30 protein-coding genes are annotated in these 24,687 nt (G+C 67.0%); 11 read left to right on the top strand and 19 right to left on the bottom strand.

Annotation, left to right across the window (positions count from 1 at the left end):
* The first annotated feature begins 1 nt into the window (after position 1).
* From ACTJI5_RS06405 to ACTJI5_RS06385, 5 genes are all read left to right on the top strand, one after another.
* Positions 2-463 carry an acyl-CoA thioesterase gene (locus ACTJI5_RS06405; protein ID WP_058539544.1) on the top strand — a complete coding sequence of 154 codons (462 nt, stop codon included), beginning with the start codon at positions 2-4 and terminating at the stop codon, positions 461-463.
* 300 nt (positions 464-763) lie between these two features.
* Positions 764-1,225: a hypothetical protein gene (locus tag ACTJI5_RS06400; protein WP_231732720.1), complete on the top strand. Its 462-nt coding sequence runs from the start codon at positions 764-766 to the stop codon at positions 1,223-1,225.
* 34 nt (positions 1,226-1,259) lie between these two features.
* Positions 1,260-2,204 (top strand): bifunctional diaminohydroxyphosphoribosylaminopyrimidine deaminase/5-amino-6-(5-phosphoribosylamino)uracil reductase RibD, encoded by a 945-nt coding sequence (gene ribD / locus ACTJI5_RS06395; RefSeq protein WP_440859835.1) that lies wholly within the window; start codon positions 1,260-1,262, stop codon positions 2,202-2,204.
* 8 nt (positions 2,205-2,212) lie between these two features.
* Positions 2,213-2,839, top strand: a complete 627-nt coding sequence (locus ACTJI5_RS06390; RefSeq protein ID WP_058539542.1) for a riboflavin synthase — start codon at positions 2,213-2,215, stop codon at positions 2,837-2,839.
* A 32-nt stretch (positions 2,840-2,871) separates the two neighbouring features.
* The gene (locus tag ACTJI5_RS06385; RefSeq protein WP_082639966.1) at positions 2,872-3,306 is read left to right on the top strand and encodes a GFA family protein; all 435 of its coding nucleotides are present in this window, start codon (positions 2,872-2,874) and stop codon (positions 3,304-3,306) included.
* Here the strand turns inward: ACTJI5_RS06385 and ACTJI5_RS06380 are convergent.
* Genes ACTJI5_RS06380 through ACTJI5_RS06355 form a run of 6 tightly spaced genes read right to left on the bottom strand, consistent with a single transcriptional unit; the run spans position 3,303 to position 8,138 of the window.
* Entirely contained in the window at positions 3,303-3,770 is a 468-nt protein-coding gene (locus ACTJI5_RS06380) for an MmcB family DNA repair protein (protein ID WP_310250160.1), read from the bottom strand. The two genes, ACTJI5_RS06385 and ACTJI5_RS06380, sit on opposite strands and share 4 nt — an antisense overlap.
* Before the next feature lie 16 nt (positions 3,771-3,786).
* Positions 3,787-4,341, bottom strand: coding sequence for a single-stranded DNA-binding protein (gene ssb / locus ACTJI5_RS06375; protein ID WP_058539539.1), 555 nt, complete (start codon positions 4,339-4,341; stop codon positions 3,787-3,789).
* A 32-nt stretch (positions 4,342-4,373) separates the two neighbouring features.
* Positions 4,374-6,236 carry a ferrous iron transporter B gene (gene feoB / locus ACTJI5_RS06370; protein ID WP_058539538.1) on the bottom strand — a complete coding sequence of 621 codons (1,863 nt, stop codon included), beginning with the start codon at positions 6,234-6,236 and terminating at the stop codon, positions 4,374-4,376.
* Entirely contained in the window at positions 6,233-6,493 is a 261-nt protein-coding gene (locus ACTJI5_RS06365) for a FeoA family protein (RefSeq protein ID WP_058539537.1), read from the bottom strand. Before ACTJI5_RS06365 ends, feoB begins: the two co-directional genes overlap by 4 nt.
* Positions 6,494-6,547: 54 nt before the next feature.
* On the bottom strand, positions 6,548-7,213 hold the full coding sequence (locus ACTJI5_RS06360) for a COQ9 family protein (RefSeq protein WP_440859744.1): 666 nt from the start codon (positions 7,211-7,213) through the stop codon (positions 6,548-6,550).
* Between the two features lie 4 nt (positions 7,214-7,217).
* Positions 7,218-8,138 (bottom strand): DMT family transporter, encoded by a 921-nt coding sequence (locus ACTJI5_RS06355; RefSeq protein ID WP_231732719.1) that lies wholly within the window; start codon positions 8,136-8,138, stop codon positions 7,218-7,220.
* A 114-nt stretch (positions 8,139-8,252) separates the two neighbouring features.
* Between ACTJI5_RS06355 and ACTJI5_RS06350 the strand changes: the two genes are divergently transcribed.
* Entirely contained in the window at positions 8,253-9,338 is a 1,086-nt protein-coding gene (locus ACTJI5_RS06350; protein WP_440859743.1) for an alkene reductase, read from the top strand.
* Positions 9,339-9,374: 36 nt separating this feature from the next.
* On the opposite strand, the gene ACTJI5_RS06345 is transcribed toward ACTJI5_RS06350, so the two are convergent.
* Genes ACTJI5_RS06345 through ACTJI5_RS06325 form a run of 5 tightly spaced genes read right to left on the bottom strand, consistent with a single transcriptional unit; the run spans position 9,375 to position 13,283 of the window.
* Positions 9,375-10,043 carry a hypothetical protein gene (locus tag ACTJI5_RS06345; protein ID WP_440859742.1) on the bottom strand — a complete coding sequence of 223 codons (669 nt, stop codon included), beginning with the start codon at positions 10,041-10,043 and terminating at the stop codon, positions 9,375-9,377.
* Positions 10,036-10,461 (bottom strand): 6,7-dimethyl-8-ribityllumazine synthase, encoded by a 426-nt coding sequence (ribH, locus tag ACTJI5_RS06340; protein WP_440859741.1) that lies wholly within the window; start codon positions 10,459-10,461, stop codon positions 10,036-10,038. Before ribH ends, ACTJI5_RS06345 begins: the two co-directional genes overlap by 8 nt.
* A gap of 10 nt (positions 10,462-10,471) precedes the next feature.
* The gene (locus tag ACTJI5_RS06335; protein ID WP_440859740.1) at positions 10,472-11,323 is read right to left on the bottom strand and encodes an EamA family transporter; all 852 of its coding nucleotides are present in this window, start codon (positions 11,321-11,323) and stop codon (positions 10,472-10,474) included.
* A 7-nt stretch (positions 11,324-11,330) separates the two neighbouring features.
* Positions 11,331-12,605: a 3,4-dihydroxy-2-butanone-4-phosphate synthase gene (gene ribB, locus ACTJI5_RS06330; RefSeq protein WP_058539593.1), complete on the bottom strand. Its 1,275-nt coding sequence runs from the start codon at positions 12,603-12,605 to the stop codon at positions 11,331-11,333.
* A 57-nt stretch (positions 12,606-12,662) separates the two neighbouring features.
* A complete protein-coding gene (locus tag ACTJI5_RS06325) occupies positions 12,663-13,283 on the bottom strand; it encodes an ankyrin repeat domain-containing protein (protein WP_058539592.1) in 621 nt (206 codons plus the stop codon).
* An 86-nt stretch (positions 13,284-13,369) separates the two neighbouring features.
* Here ACTJI5_RS06325 and ACTJI5_RS06320 point away from each other — a divergent pair, with 86 nt between their 5' ends.
* Genes ACTJI5_RS06320 through ACTJI5_RS06310 form a run of 3 tightly spaced genes read left to right on the top strand, consistent with a single transcriptional unit; the run spans position 13,370 to position 15,166 of the window.
* Positions 13,370-14,014 (top strand): SCO family protein, encoded by a 645-nt coding sequence (locus tag ACTJI5_RS06320; RefSeq protein ID WP_440859739.1) that lies wholly within the window; start codon positions 13,370-13,372, stop codon positions 14,012-14,014.
* Complete coding sequence (locus ACTJI5_RS06315; protein ID WP_440859738.1) at positions 14,014-14,454, top strand: YcgN family cysteine cluster protein; 441 nt, start codon at positions 14,014-14,016, stop codon at positions 14,452-14,454. Before ACTJI5_RS06320 ends, ACTJI5_RS06315 begins: the two co-directional genes overlap by 1 nt.
* The gene (locus tag ACTJI5_RS06310; protein ID WP_440859737.1) at positions 14,435-15,166 is read left to right on the top strand and encodes a M48 family metallopeptidase; all 732 of its coding nucleotides are present in this window, start codon (positions 14,435-14,437) and stop codon (positions 15,164-15,166) included. The genes ACTJI5_RS06315 and ACTJI5_RS06310 overlap by 20 nt, the downstream gene beginning before the upstream one ends.
* 3 nt (positions 15,167-15,169) lie before the next feature.
* On the opposite strand, the gene ACTJI5_RS06305 is transcribed toward ACTJI5_RS06310, so the two are convergent.
* From ACTJI5_RS06305 to ACTJI5_RS06285, 5 genes are all read right to left on the bottom strand, one after another.
* On the bottom strand, positions 15,170-17,374 hold the full coding sequence (locus ACTJI5_RS06305; RefSeq protein WP_440859736.1) for a PBP1A family penicillin-binding protein: 2,205 nt from the start codon (positions 17,372-17,374) through the stop codon (positions 15,170-15,172).
* A 55-nt stretch (positions 17,375-17,429) separates the two neighbouring features.
* Positions 17,430-17,837 (bottom strand): peptide-methionine (R)-S-oxide reductase MsrB, encoded by a 408-nt coding sequence (gene msrB / locus ACTJI5_RS06300; protein WP_440859735.1) that lies wholly within the window; start codon positions 17,835-17,837, stop codon positions 17,430-17,432.
* A 97-nt stretch (positions 17,838-17,934) separates the two neighbouring features.
* Positions 17,935-19,032 (bottom strand): NAD(P)/FAD-dependent oxidoreductase, encoded by a 1,098-nt coding sequence (locus ACTJI5_RS06295; RefSeq protein WP_440859734.1) that lies wholly within the window; start codon positions 19,030-19,032, stop codon positions 17,935-17,937.
* A complete protein-coding gene (locus ACTJI5_RS06290) occupies positions 19,029-19,742 on the bottom strand; it encodes a methyltransferase domain-containing protein (RefSeq protein ID WP_440859733.1) in 714 nt (237 codons plus the stop codon). The genes ACTJI5_RS06295 and ACTJI5_RS06290 overlap by 4 nt, the downstream gene beginning before the upstream one ends.
* Positions 19,739-20,809, bottom strand: a complete 1,071-nt coding sequence (locus tag ACTJI5_RS06285) for a type III polyketide synthase (protein ID WP_058539527.1) — start codon at positions 20,807-20,809, stop codon at positions 19,739-19,741. Before ACTJI5_RS06285 ends, ACTJI5_RS06290 begins: the two co-directional genes overlap by 4 nt.
* A 94-nt stretch (positions 20,810-20,903) precedes the next feature.
* Here ACTJI5_RS06285 and ACTJI5_RS06280 point away from each other — a divergent pair, with 94 nt between their 5' ends.
* On the top strand, positions 20,904-21,416 hold the full coding sequence (locus tag ACTJI5_RS06280) for a DUF4402 domain-containing protein (protein WP_440859732.1): 513 nt from the start codon (positions 20,904-20,906) through the stop codon (positions 21,414-21,416).
* A gap of 42 nt (positions 21,417-21,458) precedes the next feature.
* On the opposite strand, the gene catB is transcribed toward ACTJI5_RS06280, so the two are convergent.
* Positions 21,459-22,091 carry a type B chloramphenicol O-acetyltransferase gene (catB, locus tag ACTJI5_RS06275; RefSeq protein WP_440859731.1) on the bottom strand — a complete coding sequence of 211 codons (633 nt, stop codon included), beginning with the start codon at positions 22,089-22,091 and terminating at the stop codon, positions 21,459-21,461.
* 216 nt (positions 22,092-22,307) lie between these two features.
* Complete coding sequence (locus ACTJI5_RS06270; protein ID WP_440859730.1) at positions 22,308-22,970, bottom strand: YggS family pyridoxal phosphate-dependent enzyme; 663 nt, start codon at positions 22,968-22,970, stop codon at positions 22,308-22,310.
* A 57-nt stretch (positions 22,971-23,027) separates the two neighbouring features.
* Between ACTJI5_RS06270 and ACTJI5_RS06265 the strand changes: the two genes are divergently transcribed.
* Positions 23,028-23,519: a thiamine phosphate synthase gene (locus ACTJI5_RS06265; RefSeq protein WP_440859729.1), complete on the top strand. Its 492-nt coding sequence runs from the start codon at positions 23,028-23,030 to the stop codon at positions 23,517-23,519.
* Between the two features lie 271 nt (positions 23,520-23,790).
* Here ACTJI5_RS06265 and ACTJI5_RS06260 read toward each other — a convergent pair whose 3' ends face one another.
* Positions 23,791-24,453: a hypothetical protein gene (locus ACTJI5_RS06260; protein WP_231732727.1), complete on the bottom strand. Its 663-nt coding sequence runs from the start codon at positions 24,451-24,453 to the stop codon at positions 23,791-23,793.
* Positions 24,454-24,687: the final 234 nt, after the last annotated feature.

The following is a 24,687-nucleotide window of genomic DNA, read 5'->3' as shown; positions in this document are numbered from 1 at the left end:
CATGACCGACCTTCGCAGCGACGTGCCGCTCGCCGATTTCCGTGTGCAGGAGCGCGTCCGCGTCCGTTTCAACGAGATCGACGGCCAGAATATCGTCTTCAACGCCAATTATCTCGTCTACGCCGACATCGGCGTGACCGAATATTTCCGGGCGCTCGGCGAGGGGCAGCCCGGACCCTATTTTCACCAATATGGTACAGATATTCACGAGACGCATTGCGAGATCGACTATCATGCGCCCGCGCGACTCGACGAACTGATCACGATCGCGGCGCGAATCAATCGCTTCGGGCGGACGAGCTTCACGGTTCATTGCGGGATTTTCCGCGAAAACGAGCGGCTCACCGATATCGAGATCAGCTATGCCCATCTCGACACCGACAGCGGGACGCCGACGCCGCTGCCGGGCAGCTTCATTGCCGAAGTCAGGCGATTCGAAGCAAGGACGCCCGTACAGGACTGATTCGCGATCGCCCGATTCGAACCGGATCGTATTTCTCGACTAAAAAAGTCAGGTTTTTAGCCCGAAAATGGGCAAAAAAAAAGGGCCACCCGAAGGTGGCCCGTGAAAGTTTTGGGAGAGGATGCCTAAAAGGCATGCTCATATTGCACTGCACCAAAAATGTTGCAACTGCGAAATGGACATCTGCTATTGCATTTTTTGCAATCGAGAACGCTCCCATTCTTCATCTGACGCAATCCCTCGCGCGCGTCGCTTCCCCTCGCAAATTGCCGCGACATCGCCTAAATTGGGCCAATGGGAATGTTCAACAAAGTGGATGTCGGCGGCGGCCTGTCCGATTTCTGGGCCTATATCCGCGAACCGCGCCCGCATCGCTGGGCGATCTGGGGTGTCGCGCTGGCGCTGACCTGGCTGATTTTCACCGGGGTCGAGAAATATCTGATCCCTTATGAAAAGCCGAAAGAGCAGATTATCTATTTCGAAAACTGGACCGCGAACCGCAGCGCCGCCGAGATCCGCGCCGACTGGGTTGCGCGCGCCAAGGAAACGACGCTGCACAACGCCCAGAAGCGCGCCGAATATCAGCGTTTCGCCGACAGCCTCGGCATCGAATATGATTCGGCCGAGGCGGACAAGGTGACGCGCGAGACGCTGGGCGAAGAGGCGGCCGCGGCGGCGAAGAAAAAGCCCGAGCCGGTGGCGACGCGCTCGACGCTCGCCGAACGCGCGGCGCGCGGCGCGCAGCCCAAAGCCGCCGACTGACCATATGCAGCGCGGCCCCGCCGATGCCGACTGGATGGCGGTCGCCCTCGCGCTCTCGCGGCGCGGCCGCCCGGCGTCGGCACCCAACCCGAATGTCGGCTGTCTGATCGTCCAGCAGGGCAAGGTTCTCGCGCGCGGCTGGACCCAGCCCGGCGGACGGCCGCATGCCGAGGCGGCAGCGCTCGCGGCGGCTGGCGACGCGGCGCGCGGCGCGACCGCTTATGTCACGCTCGAACCGTGCGCCCACGCGAGTCCGCGCGGGCCGGCGTGCAGCGATTCGCTGATCGCCGCGGGCGTTGCGCGCGTCGTGATCGCGGCGCAGGACCCCGATCCGCGCACCAACGGCAAGGGCATCGCGCGGTTGCAGGCGGCGGGGATCGAGGTCGTCTTCAACGTCCTTCCCGCCGCAGCGCGCGCCGCGATGGCGCCCTGGTGGACGCGGCACACCGAAGGGCGCCCGTTCGTGACACTCAAGCTCGCGACCTCGCTCGACGGCTGTATCGCCCGCGCCGACGGGTCGAGTCGCTGGATCACCGGCGAACGTGCCCGCGCGCACGGCCATCTCGAACGCGCGCAGCATCAGGCGATCCTCGTCGGACGCGGGACGCTTGAAGCCGACGCACCGAAACTCGACGTGCGGCTGCCGGGGCTCGAAGGCCGCAGCCCCCGCAAATTCTTGCTCACCCGCGGCAAAGCGCCCGAAGGCTGGACCGCCGTCGCCTCGCCCGAAGCGGTGGGCGATGTCGATTCGTTGCTCGTTGAGGGCGGCGCCGGCGCGGCGTCGGCCTTCCTCGCCGCCGACCGCGTCGACCGGCTTCTGCTCTATCGCGCGCCGATCCTGATCGGCGGTGGCAAGCCCGTGCTCGGCGACATCGGGCTGACCGATCTTGCCGATGCGCACGGCCGCTGGCGCCTTACCGACAGCCGCCTGCTTGGCAGCGACCGGCTCGACGTCTACGAGCGCGTCAGAGAAGGATAACGCACCCCATGTTCACCGGCATCATCACCGACATCGGCACCATCCGCAGCCGTGAGGACCGCGGCGATACGCGGCTCGTCATCGACACCGCCTATGATGTCGGCAGCATCGATATCGGCGCGTCGATCGCCTGCTCGGGCGCGTGCCTCACCGTCGTCGAAAAGGGCGTCGACGACGGCAGCAACGGGCCCGGCGGCTGGTTCGCGATCGACGCGAGCGGCGAAACCCTCGCGCGCACCGCGCCGGGGATGTGGGACCAGGGGCGCCGCCTCAACCTCGAACGCGCGCTCAAGATCGGCGACGAGCTTGGCGGGCATATCGTCACCGGGCATGTCGACGATATCGGGCGCATCGTGTCGGTCGAACCCGTCGGCGACAGCGTGACGGTCACCGTCGCCGCGCCCGCATCGCTCGCGCCGCATATCGCGCCCAAAGGCTCGATCACCGTCGACGGCGTGTCGCTGACCGTCAACGAAGTGACCGACCAGCCGGACGGCGAGGCGCATTTCACGCTCAACATCATCCCGCACACGCAGGAGATGACGACGCTGAACGAAGCCGCGGCGGGGCGTCCGGTCAATCTCGAGATCGATATCCTCGCGCGCTATCTCGCGCGGATGCAGGCGCGGGGATAAAGGGCGCAGCAAACGGGGAAGGAAGGTCGGCTATGGTAACGGCGATACGGGGTTCCTGTTTGTGCGGCGAAATCCGTTTCGAAATCGACGGAAAAATTGGCCCCGCCGGCCAATGTCACTGCTCCAAATGCCGCAAGGTATCGGGCACGGACGGCAACGCCGTCTTCTATGCGTCGGCCGCCGGTTTCCGCTGGCTGGCGGGCGAGGATTTGATCGAGCGTTTCGCCGTTCCCGATGGCGGCGGCTGGACGTCGCATTTCTGCCGACGATGCGGCAGTCCGGCGCCGCTGAGTGACGCGAACGGCAAGTTTTTCTTCGTCCCGGCGGGCCTGCTCGACGACGATCCGGGCTTTCGCGGCTATGCGGCCCATATTTTCGTTGGATCGAAGGCGCCCTGGGTTTGTATCGCCGATTCCGCGCCGCAATATGAAGCGGGCTTTGATTCGGCACCGATCGACCGCAGCTAACCCTCGACCCAGCCCGCCGCCAGCTCGGGATCGGCGGCGATCATCGACCGCCGCATCGCGAGCCGCCCGATGCGCAGCAGCTCGGCCTTGCGCCGCGCGGGCGCAAGGTTGCAACTCGCCGCTTCGCGTACGACCGCCGCGCCATAACGGTCGGCGACGATCAGCCCCGATGTTTCGCGGCGATAGCCCTCGGTCTCGAGGATCGCGGGGTCGAGCCCCGACGCGAGCGCCCAGTAAAAACGGTCGCACCAGTCGCAATAGTCGGGCCATTTGCCGTCGCCGTGCAGGTCGGCGCGGCTGACCTTGATCTCGACGATGGTGATCTGGCCCCTGGCGTCGATCGCGGTGAGGTCGGTGCGCCGCCCGTTGGGCAGCGGCACCTCGGGGATCGCGACCAGCCCCGCCTGCGCGAACAGCCGGCATACGCCGCGCGCGACATCCGCGGCGGTGATCATATCCGTCATCGCTTAAAGTCCGTCCTCAGAACGGAACGTCGTCGTCCAGATCGTCGTCGAAGGGCGGGCGTCCGCCGCCGCTCGAACCGCCGCCAAAGCCGCCGCCGGACGATCCGCCCGACGAACCGCCGCCGCCCTGGTTCCAGCCGCCGCCCGAGCCACCGCCCGACGAGCCGCCGCTCCATTCGTCACCGCCGCCGCTGCCGCCACGCGATCCGCCGCCGCCCGGCGCACCGTCGAGCATGGTCAGCGTGCCGCCCATGCCCGCGATCACGATCTCGGTCGTATATTTGTCGTTGCCGTCGCGGTCCTGCCATTTGCGGGTGCGCAGCGAGCCTTCGATGTAAACCTTCGAGCCTTTTTTCAGATAACGCTCGACGACGCCGATCAGCCCTTCGCCGTTGATCACGACCTGGTGCCACTCGGTGCGCTCCTTGCGCTCGCCGGTCATCCGGTCCTTCCACTGCTCGGACGTCGCGATGCGGAGATTCGCGACCTTGCCGCCGTTCTGGAACGACTTGATTTCGGGATCGGCGCCGAGGTTGCCGATCAAAATTACCTTGTTGACGCTGCCAGCCATTGCCGCTCCGCTCCGCTAGAAAATGTGGAGGATCAGCCTAGTCCAAAGGCGACGGCTGTCCAGTAAGTGATTCCGGCAGCGGCATAGGCGAGCAGGAACAAATAGCCAACCATGAACATGGGCCATTTCCACCCATTGGTCTCGCGGCGGGTGATCGCGATCGTCGAAATGCACTGCGGCGCAAAGACGAACCAGGCGAGGAAGGCGAGTGCGGTCGCGAGGCTCCACTTGCCCTGCAATCGTTCGCCCAGCGACTGCGCCATCGCCTCTTCGTCGCCGCTGGCGTCGATCGCGTTGGCGGTCGCCATAGCCGACACCGCGACCTCGCGCGCCGCCATTGCGGGGATCAGCGCGAGCGCGATATCATGGTTGAAGCCGATCGGCTTGACGACGACCTCCAGCCCGCTCGCGATGCGCCCGGCGACACTATATTCGACCTGGCTTTCGCCCTCGGGTGCCTGCGGGAAGGTAAGCAACAGCCACAGTATGACGGTGGTCATCGCGATGATCGTACCCGCGCGGCGGAGGAAGATCCACGCGCGCTGCCACAGGCCGATCGCGATGTCGCGCCAGCGCGGCATCTGGTATCGCGGCATTTCCATCATAAAGCCGGCGCCCGCACCCTTTGCCACCGTGCGGCGCAGGACATAGGCGACGACGAGCGCGCCGACGATCCCCGACAGATAGAGGCCGAAGAGCACCAGCCCCTGCAGCCCCACCGGCGATCCGCCGACATTGGTGTTGGGGATGAAGGCGGCGATGATCAGCGCATAGACGGGAAGCCGCGCCGAACAGGTCATCAGCGGCGCGATCAATATCGTCGTCAGCCGGTCCTTTTCGTCCGGAATCGCGCGCGTCGCCATGATGCCGGGGACCGCGCAGGCGAAACTCGACAGCAGCGGGATGAAACCGCGCCCCGACAATCCGACCTTGCCCATCAGCCCGTCCATCAGGAAGGCGGCGCGCGTCATATAGCCCGATGCTTCCAAAAGCAGGATGAAGAGGAAGAGGATCAGGATCTGCGGCAGGAAGACGACGACCGCGCCGACCCCCGCGAGCAGGCCTTCGACGACCAGCCCGCGCAGGAAATTGTCGGGGAAGGTCGCGACGACCCATTGCTGGACCACGCCGATCCCGCCTTCGAGGAAGTCCGCAGGTGCCTCGGCGGCGGCATAGACCGCCTGGAACATCACGAACATCAGCGCGAGCAGGATGATCATCCCGGCGACCGGATGCAGCACGACATTGTCGACGCGCTGTGTCCAGCGGCGCACTGGCGTTTCGCTGAGAATCGCGGCGCGCGCGAGTGTGCGGGCGCGCTGGTGGAGCGACGCGTCATTGGCTTTGGCGGGCACGGCGACTTCGCCCGCGCTGTGCGACCGGATCGCGCCATCGACGGCGGCGAGCAGTTCGGCCATCCCGCGCTTGCGCACCGCGACGGTCGGGACGACCGGGACGCCCAGCTCCTTCGACAGGCGTTCGGCGTCGAGCGTCAGCCCGTCGCGGGTCGCGAGGTCGACCATGTTGAGCGCGACGACGGTGGGCAGGTTCAGCGCGAGCAACTCGAGCGCGAAGCTGAGATGATTGTCGAGGTTCGCCGCGTCGAGCACGACGATCAGCGCGTCGGGGCGCTTCTCGCCGTCCTGCCTGCCGAGCACGACGTCGCGGGTGACGGCTTCGTCAAGGCTCGCGGGGGTCAGGCTGTACGTGCCGGGCAGGTCGATCAGCGAGATCGGGCGGCCGTCGGCAAAGCTCGCGTGCCCCGCCTTTCGCTCGACGGTGACGCCGGGGTAGTTGGCGATTTTTTGCCGCGCGCCAGTCAGCGCGTTGAACAGGCTCGACTTGCCGGCGTTGGGATTGCCGACGAGCGCGATCGAGGGAATCGCGCCGGTCATGCGACGGGCTCGATTTCGATCGCCGCAGCCTGCCGCGCGCGGATGATCACCTTCATGCGTCCGACGATGAGCGCGAGCGGATCGCGCGAGAAGATGCTGCCGCGGTGGAGCGGGGTGACTTCGCATCCTTCCATCAGGCCGAATTCGCGCAGGCGGCGCCCCTCGTCCTCGGACATCGCAGTCCAATCGATGCGGGCGATCCGCACCGCAACACCCAGCGGCGCACGATCCAGCACATTTTCGAGCAAAGCAGTCATTTGCGAGCGATTATCAATAACAATCGCCGAGCGCCAGTCCTTTATCGAAACGCGTCACCGCCCCGGGTAACGCAGCCGCCCGACGAAGCGCGCGAGGCTCGGCCGTTCGATGCTGCGCGCGGCGCGGCGGTGCTTCCAGCTTTCGAAACGCATCACCTGGTCGATACGGCGTGCGAGGAAGGTGCGCGTATCGGTCAGATCCTCGCTTTCGTCGCTCAGGAACACCGCCATCGTCGAACCATAGACGGCGCCAAGGATCGCGCGCTTGCTATAGTGATTGTAGTCGGTCGCGGTGTCGCCCGCGAGCCGCCACATATGGTCGGCGGCGCGCCAGCCGAGCTTGGCGGCGTGCGGTGCATTGGTCGGCAGCGCGAGCAGCGCCAGTGCGCGGCGCAGCGATTCGCGATGCGGCGCGAGCAGATCGATACGCGTCTCGACGAGAGTGGTGATGCGCTCGCGAATCTTCAGCGTCGCGAGCTTCTCGGCGGGCCAGCGCGCTTCCATCGCCGCGTCGATATCGGCGAACCAGGCGTCGACCATGTCGCGGCCGCCGCCGGGAAAGGCGAGGCGTGCGACATCGGTGTCGATGCCGACGCGCGCCGCGGCATCGGCGAGCGCGGCGTCGCCAAAACCGTCGAACGCCGCCGATGCCGCAATCAGCGGCGCCAGCGCGGCGCGAATCTCGTCGAGGGTCGGGTCGGCGGGAAGGATCGAAGCCATAGCTTCAGATAGGCCGCGCCGCGCGGTTCGGCAACCGGATCAGCACCAGCGCCGCGCCGACCATCATCCCGCCGAAAATGTCGATCGCCGACAGCGTCTCGCCGAACCCGATCCAGCCGGTGAGCGCGGCGAAGGCGGGCTGGATCAGCAGCGTCAGCCCGATCACCAGCGGCGAGAAGCGCGGCAGCGACCAGATCATCAGCCCCTGCCCGATAACCTGGCTTACCAATGCGAGCAGGATCAGCGGGGTCCAGTTATGCGGCATCACCGTTTCGCCGAGCGCAAGCGCGGTGCCGAGCAGGATGGGAACGCAGACCGCCGAGGCGATGGCGAGCGCAGACCACGGCGCGAGCGTATCGCGCACCCGCTGCATCAGGATGACATAGACCGTATAGAGCACCCCCGCGAGCAGGCTGAGCAGGTCACCGACGAGATAGTCGGGTGACAGTTCGTAACTTTGCCCCATGAGCAGCGCCGATCCGGCGAAGGCGAGCAGGATCGCCGCCGCCTGCCAGCCGCGCGGCATTTCGCGGGTCAGGAAGATCGTCCAGAGGACGAGCAGCAGGCTGGCGCAATTGCCGAACAGGGTCGCGTTGGCGACTTTCGTCTGCAGGATGCCGAGGTGCCAGGCGGCGAGGTCGAGCGCGAAGAAGATGCCCGCCGCCGCGGCGATCAGCAGCGCGGGGCGCGGCGGCATCCGTCCGCCCGTTTCGCGCCATGCGAAGATCAGCAGCAGCGGCAGCGCGAGCGTCATCCGCCAGAAGGCCGAGGCGGTGGGCCCCACGCCGTCGGCTTCGGCCATCCGCACGAGCATCGCGCCGAGCGACAGCGCGATATTGCCGCCGAGCAGCGCGGCAAAGGCCCAGCGTCCGGCTCCAACGCCGGCGACCGATTCGCTGTCGATGCTGTCCATCTTCGCTGTCATTTAGATTTTCTTTTGATACTTACCATTGTGCCGGCGCCGCGGCGTCCATAGCTTCGCGGGCCATAGCGGCGACCAGTGGGGTCGCCCATGAAAAAAGTGCGACGTGGAGGAAAGATGACTCTATCCCTGTTCGATCCGATCAAATTGGGCGCCATCGAAGCGCCGAACCGCATCATCATGGCGCCGCTGACGCGCGGCCGCGCCGGGCCGGGTTTCGTGCCGAACGAACTTGCGCGCGACTATTATCGCCAGCGCGCGTCGGCGGGGCTGATCATTTCCGAAGCCACCGGCATTTCGCAGGAGGGCCTCGGCTGGCCGAGCGCGCCGGGCCTGTGGACCGACGCGCAGGTCGAAGGCTGGAAGCCGGTGACCGACGCCGTGCATGAAGCGGGCGGGCGCATCGTCGCGCAGCTCTGGCACATGGGCCGCGTCGTCCATTCGGTGTTCAACGACGGCAAGCCGCCGGTTTCGGCGTCGGCGACGCAGGCGCCGGGCAAGGCGCACACTCCCGTCGGCCGGATGGAATATGAGGTCGCGCGCCCGCTCGAGCTCGCGGAAATCCCGCGCGTGATCGCCGATTATGTCAAGGCCGCCGAAAATGCGAAGCGCGCCGGCTTCGACGGCGTCCAGCTCCACGGCGCGAACGGCTATCTGATCGACCAGTTCCTGCGCGACGGCAGCAACCTGCGCGACGATGATTATGGCGGTCCGATCGAGAATCGCATCCGTTTGCTCCGCGAAGTCACCGAGGCGCTGATCGGCGTGTGGGGTGCCGACCGCGTGGGCGTGCGCCTGTCGCCCAATGGCGACACGCAGGGCGTCGACGACAGCGCCCCCGAACGGCTGTTCCCGATCGCCGCGGCGGCGCTCGACGCGCTCGGTATTGCCTTCCTCGAACTGCGCGAACCCGGTCCCGACGGCACCTTCGGGCGCACCGACGTTCCGAAGCAGTCGCCGTCGATCCGCGCCGCGTTCAAGGGACCGCTGATCCTCAACAGCGACTATGACGTCGCGCTGGCCGAGGCCGCGCTGGTGAGCGGCACCGCCGACGCGGTCGCGTTCGGCCGCCCCTTTATCGGCAACCCCGATCTGGTCGAGCGCATCCGGAACGGCGCTGAATGGGCCGCCGACAATCCGCAGACCTGGTATTCGCCGGGCCCCGCGGGCTACACCGACTATCCTGCGCTGCAAACGGCGTAGGGTTTCCATGATCCGGGCGGCGCTGTGCTGTCCGGATCATCCCTTTTCGGCAATCGCCTTGTCGATGATCCCGGCGCCGATCGGCCCGAGAACATTGCCGCCGAAGCGGAACAGCACGAACGCGCCGGCGAAGAGTAGCAATGGCTCGATGAAGCCCACGACGATTGCCGCGATAACGAGCGCGACGAACAGCGTGACGAAGCCGTTACTCAATGCCTGCTGACCCTTGGGCCCCAGTTCGATCGTGCGCGGTCCTTTGGCGTCCCACCATTTGCCCGTAACAATCGTCTTGCGGGTGCTTCCGGCTTGCGGCGCCGGACGGCTCGCGATCTGCGCGGGCTCGGGGTTGGATTTCAGCGCGGGCCGGTCATTCGGCTGCGGATTCTTCCATGGCCGTTTGTTACGCTCGGCAACAGCCGCCGCCACGCGATCTTTGCCGCTATTCGCCGCAGTGCTGGGCGTGGCAAGCCGTTGTGTGGGCGCGGGCCGCGCGCTCAGCCCCGATTCGGTGCGCGCCGCGGCGGACATATCGGGGACGGCGCTTGTCTTCGCCGGCCGAATCGGCTCGACCCCCATCTTGCGGTCGTGAATATCCATGCGCTCGGCCGCGCTCAGCGGGGTCTGTCCGGTTTCCCTGTCGATCACCACCAGCCGACCGCCGCGCTCGACGACGGAAAAACGGCTGGGAGGCGGGCGATCAACCAATGCCGAATTGTTCCTTCAGCGCGAGCATGGCGAGCGCGGCCTTTGCCGCTTCGCCGCCCTTGTCCTTGCGCGTCTTGTCGGCGCGCGCAAGCGCCTGTTCTTCGTTCTCGACGGTGAGGATGCCGTTGCCGATCGCGAGCCCGTCGAGCGTCAACGCCATGATGCCGCGCGCGCTTTCGTTCGACACGACCTCGAAATGATAGGTCTCGCCGCGGATCACGACGCCGAGCGCGACATAGGCGTCGTAGCGGCCGCTGTCGGCGGCGAGCGAAATCGCCGCGGGGACTTCCAATGCGCCGGGGATGGTCACCGTGTCATGGCTATGCCCCGCGGCGTCGAGCGCGCTGCGCACGCCGTCGAGCAGCATGTCGTTGAGGTGAGAATAAAAGCGGGCTTCGACGATCAGAACATGTGCCATGACGGCCTCCTTAGGTGGATGGGGGAAGATGCGAAAGCAGCAAAAGCAATGCCCCTGCGGCAATCAGGATGGCGGCCGTCAGACTGTGCGGCGTGATGCGCTCTTTCATGGCGATCCACGCTATCACTATGCTGACCAGGATACATGTTTCGCGCAGCGCGCTGACGACGGCAACGGGCGCGTATCGCAGAGCGACAAGCGTCGAACCGAAGCTGACGATAGCGAGCGAGCCCGCCGCCAGGCCCGGCCGCAGATTGTTCCGCATACGCTTGGCGGCGGCGGAGCCCGCCGCCGCCCGGAACTGGATCACCAGCGCTATCCCGGTCGCGAAGAAGAACCAGCAGAGAAAGGGCAGAATACCCTCGCTCGCCCGCATCCCGCCCGCATCGACGATCGTATAGGCGGCGGTCAGGGTTCCTGCCGTCAGTGCGGCGACAAGCCCGGCGGTCCCGATACGACCGCCGGCTGATAGCGATAATATCCCGGCACAGATCGCAGCGACTCCGGCAATCTCCCCGAAACCGGGAATTTCGCTGAACAACAATGCGCCGCCGACCGTTGCGATGAGCGGCGCCGTTCCGCGCGCGATCGGAAAGGCTACCGAAAAATCGTTAAGCGTATAGGAGCGCGTCAACACCAGCGAATAGACGCTGTGCAGGACGACCGCTCCGCCAAGCCACGGCAGCATAGCCGGAGTGGGCAAGCCTGTGAACATCAGCGGAATGGCGGCGGCGCCAGCCCATGTTGCGCCGCACAGCGCGCGAACCGCTGCTTGATCCTCGCCCGATTTTGACAGGGCGTGAGAGGAAGCGGTGGTCAGTGCGGCGACAAGCGCGAAGCCGATGCCCAGCGACTGGCTCAATGCCCGATCACGCCTCTCCGGGGATGGGGCGTTCGCCGACGACCGACAGGCCATAGCCTTCGAGTCCGACGATATTGCTGTGGGTGGGGGTGAGCAGTTCCATCGCATGGACGCCAAGGTCGGCGAGGATCTGCGCGCCGATCCCGTAAGTGCGCAGGTCCATGCCGCCGGTCGGCGCCGGGAGGGCATCGGCCTCGGCCGACCCGGGAAGCGGACGCATCAGCATCACGATCACACCCGCGCCGGCTTCGCCGATCGCATCCATCGAACGCTGCAGGCGGCGCTTCTTCGGTCCGGGGCGGCCCATGATATCGTCGAAGATCGACACCGGGTGCATGCGCACCAGCGTCACCCCCTCGGGGTCGATCGCGCCCTTCTGGAGCACGAGATTGACCGTGCCGTCGATCTTGTTGCGATAGGATTTGAGGCGCCAGTCGCCACCATAATCCGATTCGAACGGGTCGTCGGACACGCATTCGACCAGCCGGTCGTTGCGGTGGCGATAGGCGATCAGGTCGGCGATCGTCCCGATCTTGAGCCCGTGGCGGCGCGCAAAGGGGATGAGGTCGTCGAGCCGGGCCATCGTGCCGTCGTCGTTCATGATTTCGCAGATCACGCCCGAGGGGTTGAGCCCCGCCAGCCGGCTGATGTCGACCGCCGCCTCGGTGTGGCCGGCGCGCACGAGCACGCCGCCGTCGCGCGCGATCAGCGGGAAGATATGGCCCGGGGTGACGATGTCGTCGCGGGTCTTGCCGGCGTCGATCGCGACCGAAACGGTGCGCGCACGGTCGCCCGCCGAAATGCCGGTGGTCACCCCCTCGCGCGCCTCGATCGAGGTGGTGAAGGCGGTTTCGTGCCGCGTGCCGTTGTTCCGGCTCATCAGTTCGAGCCCGAGCTGGTCGACACGCTCGCGGGTCAGCGTCAGGCAGACGAGACCGCGGCCGTGGGTGACCATGAAGTTGATCGCATCGGGAGTCGCCATCTGCGCCGGGATGACCAGGTCGCCCTCATTTTCGCGATCCTCGTCGTCGACGAGGATGAACATGCGGCCGTTGCGCGCCTCGGCGATGATTTCCTCTGGCGTAGCCATCGGCGACAGGTCGCTGCCGTTCGCGAGCCAGTTTTCGAGCTTGCGCAGCGTTTCGGCGGTGGGGTTCCAGCCGGGCGAATCGAGGTCGCGCAAACTGTTGGCGTGGAGGCCCGCGGCACGGGCGAGACCCGAGCGGGACATGGTCCCGTCGTCGACGATGGCGCGGATGCGATCGATGAGCTGTGTAGACATGATCGCCATGTCTCACATCATAATGTGATTGTCAATCCAGATATCACATTGCACTGATCAATTGGGCCCGAACTTCGGGCCGAGGTCGCGGATCGGGCCATCGGGCTTGGCGTCGAGCAGCGCGACAATCTGTCCGGTGCGGTCGTCGCGCTTGGCATAGGCGCGCGCCGACATGCCGGCGACATGGTCGGCCTTGTCGGGGTTGGCGCCGCGCTTGACGAGCAGGCGCACCATGCCGACATTCTTCGACTGCACCGCCAGGATCAGCGCGGTTTCGCCGCGCCGGTTGGCCTGGTCGACGGGCGCCTTTTCCTTGAGCAGCTCTTCGGCGCCGTCGGTGAAATTGATTAGCGCGGCGTGCATCAGCGGGGTTACGCCCTGGCGATCGCCGATCGAGGGATCGGCGTCCTTGGCGAGCAGGAAGCGCAGCCAGCTGATGTCGCGGCGTTTGGTGACGATGATCAGCGCGGTTTGGCCGGTGTCGGGATTGCGCGTGTTGATGAACGACGGATCGTCCTTCAGTGCCTCGGTCGCCTTGGTCCCGTCGCGGTTTTCGACCGCCTGCAAAAAGGCATAGCCGCCGCGGAACTGCGCCTGCGCGGGGCTGAGCAACAGACCCGTCGCGGCGACCAGCGCGGCGAGGAAAGCGGCGAAGCGGAATTCCGCACGGCGAAACATGATCGGCGACCCCTGGGGCAATTTGTCCGCCGCTGACGCGACGACAAAGGTTGATTTTCCGAGGCTAGCCGATCAAGGCTGGCCAGATGATGAATATCGCAAATATGGGACAAAGGTTCGTCCGCGCAAGCCTGATGATCGCTTTTGGCGCCGCGCTCGCGGGTTGCAGCGGCGGCGGCGATGCGCCCGCGGCCAAACCGCCGCTCGAAGGCGCGCGCATCGGCGGCGCCTTCACCCTCACCGACCAGGATGGCAAGACCGTCCGCGAAAGTGATTTTGCAGGCAAATATCGCCTGATCTATTTCGGCTACAGCTTCTGCCCCGACATCTGCCCGGTCGACCTGCAAAAGCTGATGCGCGGCCTGTCGCAGTTCGAAAAGGCCGACGCCGCGCGCGGCGCGAAGGTCCAGCCGCTCTTCATCACCGTCGATCCGGCGCGCGATACGCCCGCGGCATTGAAGCCCTTCGTCGCGCGCTATCATCCGCGCCTGCTCGGCCTCACCGGCACCCCCGAACAGATTGCCGCGGTCGCGAAAGCCTATGTCGTGACGTACAACAAGGTCGAGGGTTCGGCGCCCGACCGCTATCTGATGGCGCACAGCCAGCTCGCCTTTCTGATGGATCCCGACGGCAAGCCGGTTGCGCTGCTGCCGCTCGACGATCCATCGTCCGACGTTGACGAAGGCTCCCCCGACAATGTCGCCGCCGAGCTGGCGAAGTGGGTCAAGTAATGGCCCGCGAGGCGCAACCCTTCTGGGAAGCGCCGCTTGCCACTCTCGACGCGGGGCAATGGGAAGCGCTGTGCGACGGCTGCGGCAAATGTTGCCTGCACAAGCTGGAGGATGAGGATACGGGCCGCATCTATCCGACCAATGTCGCGTGCCGCCTGCTCGACCTCAAAACCGCGCGCTGCGGCGATTACAAGCATCGCCGCCGCCACGTTCCCGATTGCCTGACGCTGACCAAGGGCAAGATCGCCGACATTGAATGGCTGCCGCAGACCTGCGCCTATCGTCTGCGCGCCGAGGGCGAACCGCTGCCCGACTGGCATTATCTCGTCTGCGGCGACCGCGATGCGGTTCACCGCGCGGGCGAGTCGATCGTCGGCTGGACGGTCGGTGAGGACATGGCCGGGCCGCTCGAGAATCATCTTGTCGAACGCGTCGTTTGATCCTGCGGCCGAGGGGCCGCACATCTGGGTTGGCGACGAAGCCTGGCCGGTGCGCGTCGTGCGGCACGCCCAGTCGCGCCGCTACCGCCTCGTTTTCGACGGCGCGCGCGGCGAATTGCGGCTGACCGTTCCGCGCCGCACCAACGAGCGCGCGGCACTGAAATGGGCCGGCGAACAGCAGGCGTGGCTCGTCGAACAGGTGGGCAAGGCCGCGCTGCCGGTGATCGTCGGTCCCGGCGCCGCGGTGCCCGTTTTTGGCGTCGAGCGTCATATCGACTGGACCGCGACCGCGCCGCGCGCGATCCGTCTCGGCGGCGATAGCCTGCACGTCGGTGGCCCGCTCGAAACCGTCGGGCGGCGCATCGAACGCTGGCTGAAGGGACAGGCGCTGGGTCTGATGGAGCGCGAAAGCCACGAAATCGCGGCGGCTGCGGGCCTGTCGGTCGGCCGCGTCGGGGTCGGCGATCCGCGCAGCCGCTGGGGCAGCTGCACGCATGATGGCGACCTGCGCTACAGCTGGCGGCTCGTCATGGCGCCCGATCATGTTCGCCGCGCCACGGTCGCGCACGAGGTCGCGCACCTTCGGCATATGGACCATGGCGCGGCCTTCCACGCGCTCGTCGACGAGCTGCACGATGGCGATGTCGCCGCGGCACGCGGCTGGCTGCGCCGCGAAGGACGCGCTCTCCACCGCTACCGCTTCGCTGTCTGAGCGCTAGTCGAAATCGTCCGGTTGCGGCTGGGGTTGCGATCGCGGCGTGGGCGTCTTGACGACCGGCGGTGCGGTTTTCGGCACCGTCACGATCTTGGGCTGACCGCCATTCTTCGGCGCCCCGCCGTTTTCGGGCGGCGGCCGCCGCCCGGTCTGCTCCTCGATCCATTGCTGGTCGAGCACCGGTCCATCCTCGGTCGGCGGCGGTGCCGGGTCCGCGCCCTCGGGCGGGCGGCTGTCATAGGGCAGCTCGATCGGCATGCCATTCTCGTCGACGAAGCCCTCCTGGCCCGGCTCGCCCATATAGGCCTCGCCCTCGTCCTCGAGCTGCCATTCGGGCAGCACGACCTCGGTGTCGAACTGCTCGACCGGGCGCCGCGCGACCGCGACGCGCATATAATCGGCAAAAGCCTTCGCGGGTGCGCGGCCGCCCTGCAGCCCGCCGACGGCCTTCGCATCGTCGCGGCCCATCCACACCCCGGTTGTGATCCCGCTCGAAAAGCCGAGGAACCAGCCGTCCTTATTGCTCGACGTCGTCCCGGTCTTGCCCGCGACGGGGCGGCCGATCTGCGCCGCCTTGCCGGTGCCGGTGTTGACCGCGGTCTGGAGAAGATCGGTGATGCCCGCCGCGACCCAATGGTCGACCAGCGTCGTCCCGCGCTCGGCGGGGCGCTGATAGAGCAGCTCGCCGCTCGCGGTCGTCACCTTGGTGATGCCATAGGGCTGCACCGACACGCCGCCGCGCGACACCGCGGCAAAGGCCGCGGTCATGTCGATCACGCGCACCTCGGCGCTGCCGAGCACCATAGAGGGATGCGTATTGACCGGCGTCGTGATGCCAAAGCGGCGCGCCATATTGGCGACCGCCGAAAAGCCGACCTCATCGCCCAGCTTCGCCGCAACCGTATTGACCGAATAGGCAAAGGCGCTGCGCAAATCCATCGTGCCCGAAAAACGCCCCGATGAGTTGCGTGGGCTCCAGCCGTTGATCGTCACCGGCTCGTCGACCACCGGATCGCTGACCTTATAGCCCGCCTCGAGCGCCGCCATATAGACGAAGAGCTTCCACGCCGACCCCGGCTGGCGCAGCGCCTGCGTCGCGCGGTTGTAGTTCGACGACACATAATCCCTGCCGCCGACCATCGCGCGCACCGCGCCGTCGCGGTCGAGCGAAACGAGCGCGCCCTGCACATTCTTCGGCGTGTTCGCCTGGATCGACGCGGTCGCCGCGCGCTGCATGCCCAGATCGATGGTGGTATAGACGTCGAGCGCCTCGCTGCCCTCGTCGATCAGCATATCGAGCTGCGGCAGCGCCCAGTCGCTGAAATAGCGCGCGCTATTCTGTCCGGTTTCCTTGGCGAGCTGCACATTGGCGGGCTCGGCGCTGTCGGCCTGCGCGCGCGTGATGACGCCCGCGTCGACCATGACGTCGAGCACGACCCCGGCGCGGCCCAATGCCGCCTGCGCGTCGGCGGTCGGCGAATAGCGCGACGGCGCCTTGACGAGGCCCGCGACGACGGCCGCCTCGGACAGCGACATTTCGGTCGCGCTATGCCCGAAAAAGCTGTTCGACGCGGCGTCGATGCCATAGCTGCCGCCGCCGAAATAGACCTTGTTGAGATAGAGTTCGAGCAGCTCGTCCTTCGAGAATTTCCATTCGAGCGCCAGCGCGAGGATCATTTCGCGCATCTTGCGCGTCCAGGTGTAGCTGTTCGACAGGAAGATATTGCGCGCAAGCTGCTGGGTGATCGTCGAAGCGCCCTGCATGCGGCGGCCGGTGCCGTAATTCTGTACCGCGAACGCGGCGGCGCGCGCCATGCCGACCGGATCGACGCCGGGGTGATAGCGAAAGCGCCGGTCCTCGACCGCGACCATCGCGTCCTGCATCACCTGCGGCGTTTCCCTGAGGGTCAGCCAGCGGCCATAATTGGGGCCGAGCGACAGGAAGACGGTGCCGTCGGCGGCGCGGACGCGGATCGTCTGCCCCGCTGGCGATTTCTTGAGCTCCTCAAAGCTCGGCATGCGCTGCACCGCGATGCCGACCGCAACGCCCAGCGCGACGAGGACCACGACCGCGAGGCCGAGGCCCCAGCGAAAGGCGCGGCGCAGCCACACGCGCCAGCCTGACGGCTCGCCGCCGGGCGTGCCGCTGCGCTTGCTGGACGATGACGATTTATTCGACGAAGCCTGCTGTCTTTCACGGCGCAAAGCCGGTGTTCCTTCCCTCACTGCGCCCCTGATGCGTCAGTCCGGGAAGGAGGTTTCAGCCTTCGCCGGTCTGCGCCTCATCCGGCGAGCGGTCCGCGAAGTCAAGCGCCGCGCTGTTGATGCAATAGCGCAGCCCGGTCGGTCCGGGGCCGTCGGGGAAGACATGGCCGAGATGGCCTTCGCATTTGGCGCAGCGCACTTCGGTGCGGACCATGCCGTGGCTGGTATCGGTCAGTTCGATCACCGCGCCACCCTCGGCGGGCGCGGTATAGCTTGGCCAGCCCGACCCGCTGTCGAACTTGGTACGGCTGTCGAACAGGGGTTCGCCGCAGCCGGCGCAGCGGTACATGCCGTCGCCCTTGTGATCGGTATATTTGCCGGTGAACGCCCGCTCGGTGCCGCCTTCGCGCAGCACATGGTGCGCCATCGGGTCGAGCGTCTTTTCGGTTTTCGGGTCGGTCATGGAGGATCTCCTTCGGACGGGCTGTTTCGTTCCCATCGCTGTTGGCACCAATATCGGCGCGGCGCCGCACTATCGCAAGAGGGAGCGGGGTGAGCCGTTAGCGGGGCTCGATCCGCGTCGCCTCTGACATCATTCGCACCAACGCCGGAAAAAGTGACGCCATGCTCGTCATGGCTCCCGCTGTGTGCCGATTTTCGCCCATTCGCCAGATGAGATTGGCGAGTGCGAAGGGGCGCGTCATCCTCATCGCGAGGCGCTTCTGATATGTGGGCGCCGCATTGCCGCCGCCGTGACGCCACGCCGCCACCGCCGCCTCGGCGCTCGCTAGCGCGAGTCCCATGCCCTCGCCTGCAAGGCTGGGGATTACCCCGGCCTGATCGCCGAGCCGGAACAACCCCGGCGCCGTATCGCGTGCGCGCCAGCCATAAGGGACATGCCCGATCGCATCGACGGCGCGCGACCAGTCGGCATGCGCCAACCGTTCGCCGAGATGCGGAAGCGTGTCGCCCAGCATGCGCAGCAGTGCCGCCGGATCGCCCCCCGCGTCATCGAGCCGCGACTTGTGCACCGCGAGGCACAGGTTGCCGCTGCCATCCTCCTGCCGCACCAGTCCGGCATAGCCGCGATCGAACAGGTGGAGTTCGACCGCATCGCCAATCAGCCTATCGAGCGCGGGATGCGCGGGAAGGCGGAGGCGCAATCCGATCGCGGGGTCGGCGCGCTGCCATTCGGCGGGCTCGCGCGGAAAGCCGCGAAACCCGTGCTTGCCCGCGGCGAGGAAGATCGACGATGCGGCCAGCATCGCACCGTCGCGCGTCTGCACCGTGCCGCCTTCGAGCGCCGTCGCATGGATGCCGCGTTCGAGGCCGGCGCCCGCCGCCACTGCTGCCGCTTGCAAAGCGCCGTCGAGCCGGCGGCGCGACACCCCCATCGCCTCGCCGGGCAGCGCGGTCTCGCTCTGCCGCTGGCCCGCGAACAGGCGCACGCGGCGAACCGCCTGCCCGCCGAGCGCCGCGCGCTCGATCCCGAGCGCATCGAGCCGCTGCAACGTCTGCCAGCTCAGGAAACCGCCGCACAGCGCGTCGCCCGTTTCGCGCGTGCGTTCGAGTAGCAGTGTCGTGGCACCGCTGCGCGCCAGCCCGATCGCCGCGGCCGACCCGGCGGGGCCGGCGCCGACGACGATCGCATCGCTCACCGGATACGCTCGACGCAAAGCCGGTACGGAAAGCTGCGGAAGATCCGGCATTCGCTTGCCGCCTCGGGCAAGGCTTCGGCCAGCATCGCCCGCCATTCGGCGCGGCGAAAGCTGCGCCCGACCGATAGCTGTCCGTCGCGCCGCACGATCGGATCGACGAGAGCGAGAGTCGCGAGCAAGGGATAGCCCGCAAAGGGCAGGCGCCGACGGTGGAGGTCGTTGACCAGCCAGCCGCGCGCCGCCTCGCCTTCCATGAAGCGGAGGAATTCGGTGCGCTGCGCGGGCGTCATATGGTGGGTGACGAGGCTGGAGAGGATGATGTCCCACCCCTGCCCCGCGAGCGCGCGATAATCGCCGGTGATCAGCCGCGCCCGCGTACCCAGCCGCATCGCCGCCACCGCCTCGCTCTTGCGATTGAGGTCGACGCCGACCAGGTCGAGCGCGACCCCGCGTTTCTCGCCCCAGCGTGCGATCCGCGCGAGCATGTCGCCCGCGCCGAACCCGACGTCGAGAATGCGCCACGGCCGGTCGCCAACGCCGCGCGCACGCACCCGATCGAGAAAGTTCAGCGTCGGGCGCGGCGCCATCGTCAGACCGTTGATCCGCGACAGGTCGGCAAGCACGCGCGCATAGCGTTCGGGCGGCAGCTCGGCGGCGTCCATCTCCTCCTCGCGGACGATCGGGACACGAAGGCTGGCGAAGGGGTTCATGGCGCGGTGAAGCCGATCGCTTCGGCGGCGAGCCCGGGGCCGAATGCGATCGCGACCCCCTCGCCCGCCGCGCCGCGCGCCATCATGTCGGCGAGTACGAACAAGATCGTCGCCGACGACATATTGCCGAAACGCGCGAGCACCGCGCGGCTGTCGGCGAGGGTGTCCGGATCGACGCCGAGCGCATGCTCGACCGCGTCGAGTACCGAGCGCCCCCCGGCATGGACCGCGAGCAGGGGCGGCGGACCGGCCGCGCCGAACAGTGTGCGCTGCACATCGGGCCTCGCCAATGTTTCGCGCAGCCGCCCGGGCACTTCGCCCGATAGCTGCATCTCGAACCCCTTGTCGCCGATGTCCCAGCGGATCAGGTCTGCGCTGTCCGCGAGCGCGAGGCTGCGCCCTTCGCCGAGCTCAAGCCCGTGCGGCGCGGCCGACACGATCCCTGCCGCCGCGCCGTCGCTGAACTGCAGCATCATCAGCAGGGGTTCGGCCTCGTCGGCGGCCGACAGGTGCAGGCTCGACAGCTCGACGCTGACCACCAGCACGACGGCGCCGGGTTCGGACCGCACGATATGCCGCGCGGTGCGCAGCGCGGTGACCCCGGCGTAGCAGCCCATGAAGCCGATCAGCACGCGCTCGACCGTCGCGGGCAGGCCCAGCCGCTGCGCGATGATCTGATCGATCCCCGGCGCGACGAAGCCGGTGCAACTCGCGACGACGATATGCGTGACGCGCGCCGGGTCGAGCGCGTCGCCGAGCGCCGCGATCGCCTGCATCGCGAGGTCGGGGGCATATTCTGCATAGGCCGCCATCCGCGCCGAAGTCGGCGGCAGGCCGGGGACGTCGTAAAATCCGCCCGCGCCGACGGGCGATCCGCCGTCGGCAGTCGGCGGCAGCACCGACCAGCGGTGGTCGATCCCCGATCGCGCCGCCATCCGCGCAAAGAGCGCTCGCATGCGCGGGTCGGCGAGGCGCGGCGTCGCCCAGTCGATGAACGACTGATGGATGTCGTGCCCCGGCACCGCGGTGGCGAGGGCGTTGAGCCGGACGGGCGGAGGGCTGCTCATGGCGCGGGTTTGACCCAAAAGCGCGGCGCTGGCCAGCGGATAAGGTGCTGCGCCATTTTACCCGGGATTAACCATGCTGTGGCAAGGGGAAGATGTGAAACTGCGTCTTTTCCTTGGCTTGGGCCTGTTGTTCGGCGCCGCACCTGCCGCAGCGGCGCAATGCATGCTCTGCGCGCAGGACAGAGCGGCGGGAATCGCGGCGCGCAAGGCCGAGGTGCCGCTGCGCGTCGATGTCGAAACCCGGCTCGACATGGGCCGCGTCGCGGTCGGCGCGATGGGGGGCGAGATCGAAATCGATCCCGCCTCGGGCGTCCGCCGCGTGCGCGGCGATGTCGTCGATCTCGGCGGCTTCGCGCTGACCGGCACCGTCACCGTGCGCGGCGAACCGGGGGCCGAGGTGCGCGTGATCCTTCCCGCAAGCGTCGACCTCGAAAGCAGCCACGGCCGCACCGCGCGCGTCACCGGCCTCGTCACCGACCTATCGGCCGCGCCGCGTCTCGGCGCCGACGGCCGGCTTCAGTTCCGCTTCGGCGGCCGGCTACAGATCGCCGGGCTCGACGACGGCGACTATCGCGGGCGCGTCCCGGTTACGGTCGAATATCAATAGGGCGAGGTGGAAAGCGAACCGTCGCTTCCCCCCCCCCCCGGATCAACGCGATTGCCAGCCGCTCCACAACTCGCGCAGGCCGGCGATATCGCTGCTGCATAAGTGCGGCATCGCCTCGCGCAGTCGTTCATCGGGCCAATGCCACCATTGCATGTCCAGCAACGCCGCGATGTCGCCATCGGCGAAGCGCTTGCGAATCGGGGCTGCCGGATTCCCGCCGACGATTGTGTAGGGGGCAACGTCGCGGGTCACGACCGCCCGTGTGCCAATGACGGCGCCGTCGCCGATCCGGATGCCCGGCATCACGATCGCTTCCGAACCGATCCAGACATCGTGGCCGATTACGGTATCGCCTGCCGGGAGAAAGCCGTTCCCGGCACCGCCGAACGCCGGAACCTCGGGCATCCAGAAAAAGGGAAAGGTGCTGATCCAGTCGTTCCGGTGCCCCTGATTGCCCGCCATGATGAAGGCGGCGCCCGACCCGATCGAGCAGAAGCTGCCGATGATCAGCTTGTCGGCACCCTCGTCGGGAAGGATGAAGCGGGCGCAGTCGTCGAAGCTGTGTCCGTGATAATAGCCCGAATAATAGCTGAAGCGACCGACCCGAATATTCGGCTGCGTAACTTGTTTGTCGAGCGTTATCCCCTTGAAGGGGCTTTCGAAAAAATTGTCCATTGTGAACACCTGCGGTGTCGATGGCCTGTCGGCCAACGAAGGATGAAGATGATATTCATCAACAGGCGCGACCGGGCGGTGCGCCTTCGTCGTTCCTCGCGTCAGTGGCGCGGGAACCCCATGCAGGCGGTACACGGTGCGGACTTCATCGAAGACAAGCTAAAACGTCAGGAGCGCCGTGGCAACATCGCGGCACCGAAATTGGCATTCACTGGTTCAGCTTCGCGACCCGAACAGCGCCGTCCCGACGCGCACATGCGTCGCGCCCAGCATCACCGCGGTTTCGTAATCGCCGCTCATCCCCATCGAACGCCCCGTCAGCCCATGGCGTTCGGCGAGTTCGTCGAGCAGCGCGAAAAAGGGGGCGGGCTCGATCTCGGCGGGGGGGATCGCCATCAGGCCGTCGATCGTCAGCCCGGCGTGCTGCGCTTCGGCCAGCAGCGCCGGCAGGTCGCGGGTCGCGCAGCCGCCCTTCTGCTCCTCGTCGCCGATATTGACCTGGACGAACAGTTGCGGCTGCTTGCCTGCCTTTTGGCACGCCTTCGCGATGGCCTGTACCAGCGAGCTGCGATCGAGCGAGTGGATCGCATCGAACAGCGCCACCGCTTCCTCGGCCTTGTTCGACTGCAACTGGCCGATCAGGTGGAGCACGACATCGGGGGTTTCGGCGCGCAGTTCGGGCCATTTCGCCGCGGCTTCCTGCACGCGATTCTCGCCGAAGTGGCGCTGGCCCGCGGCGATCAGCGGGCGGATCGCGCCCGCGTCGTGGGTCTTCGACACGGCGATCAGGCAGATATCATCGGTCCGCCGCTGCGCGCGCTTTGCCGCGCCCGCGATATTGGCATTTACCTCGGCCAGCCGGTCTGCTGCTTCGCTCATCGTCTCGCTTCCATCCCGCGCGTTGCGCGCGCTCGCGACGCGCCTATAGAAAGGGCGATGCGCCCGCGCCACCCCCTGTCCCCCAAATCGCCAAACGCATTGCCGAACGCATGGCTGTTCAGCGACGAGCGGACCGCGGCTGGTATCGCCGAACTCGCGGCGCTGCTTCCGCCCGGCAGCGGCATCGTCCTTCGCCACGACAATATGGCACCCGGTGCGCGCTGGCGCCTGCTGCGGCGGTTGATGCGCACCGCACGCGCGCGCGGGCTTACGGTACTGCTCGCTGGACAGCCCGCGACGGCGCGCCGCTGGGGCGCCGACGGCGTCCACCTTCGCCAGCGCGATGTAAAGCGGGCGGGGCAGGCGCATCGGCTCGGCCTGTTGCTGACGATGCCCGTCCATGGTGCGCGCGAGGCGCGCCGCNCAAGGCCGGCGCCGGCGCCGTCTTCATCTCGCCGCTCCATCCGACGCGGTCGCATCCCGGCGCAGCGGTGCTCGGGCGCGCGATGTGGCTGCGGCTCGCGCGGCTATCGGACGCACGGCCGATAGCGCTCGGCGGAATGACGGCGGCGCGCGCGCGCGCGCTAAGCCGCGCAAGCGGAATCAGGCCCGGCTGGGCGGCGATCGATGCCTGGGCGGATAGGCGGGAAGAAAAGGCGACAAAGCGCCGACGGCAATCTGCGTCGATATTTGGGTCTGGGTGAGTCGAAAATGACGGCGTTCCGTGACCCCGGCGCGCAGCGCACTTAATGTGCGTGAGCACCGGAAGCGCGGAAGGTCGCCATTTGCAGGCCGCCCTGATCCAAATAGCGATGCAGATTTAGAAGCGGAACGCGGTTCCGACATAGACCGCCTGGCTGTCGCGGCGCGTATCGGTCAGCGGTTCGATGCGGTCGTCGCTCTTGTACCGAACGCCCGCGGTGACGTCGATGTTCTTGGTCAGGCGATAGCTGCTGACGACATCGACGGCCGACGCTTCGCCAGGAGCGGTGACGCGATCGGTTGCCCCGCTTGGGTCGCTTGGGCGGTTGACCATACGCGTGGCGAAGCGCGACTTTTTCTCGTCCTGTTCCGGGGCCTTCGCGACCGGCAGGTTGCGAAGGTCGGTGCCGCGCGGCAGCGCCGGCGTGACGAATTTCTCGAATCCGACCGAGGCGCCGAGATTATAGGCGACCGGAGTAATCGCAATCGGCGCGGTCCGGCCCGCAGCCAGTGCAGAGGTGCGCGCGGCGCTCGACGCGTCGTCGCGGGCGCGAATCACGACAGTGATCGCGCGATTCTTGCGCCCGTCGTCGGGAAGCGCGGGGGTGAAGCTGAAGCTGCCGCGCTGTTCGGCCGACATTTTGTTATAGCGTGCGATCAGCCGCTCATCGCCCGATGCTGGGGTGAACTGGCCAAGCAGGGTTTCCGAAAGATTGGTGTCGCGGATGCGGTCGCTGCTCGACATCGCGGCGAGCGCTGGCGGAAGCGCAAGCGAAACCACCGCCAAAGCGGTGAGGCTTCCTTTCCAAAAATGTCGCGATGTCCGCGCCATTGCCCTGCGACTCCAACCCCAATCGATTCTTCAGATAGGACTCCCGGGCCAACATTGCCAGTGAATCCCGTCAAATTGTTGCAACGATTCCGATTTTTGCCAAAATTGTTGCGGGATCGTCACAGTGCATTTCGAATCTGACCAGAATCTGAACCGCGGCAAAGCCGAAATTGCCGCGCTTGC

This window comes from Sphingopyxis sp. 22461, assembly GCF_052044915.1.
In the GTDB taxonomy this organism is placed as follows: domain Bacteria; phylum Pseudomonadota; class Alphaproteobacteria; order Sphingomonadales; family Sphingomonadaceae; genus Sphingopyxis.
Note: the sequence above shows the minus strand (reverse complement) of the source record. Positions and strands in the feature narration are given on the sequence as shown.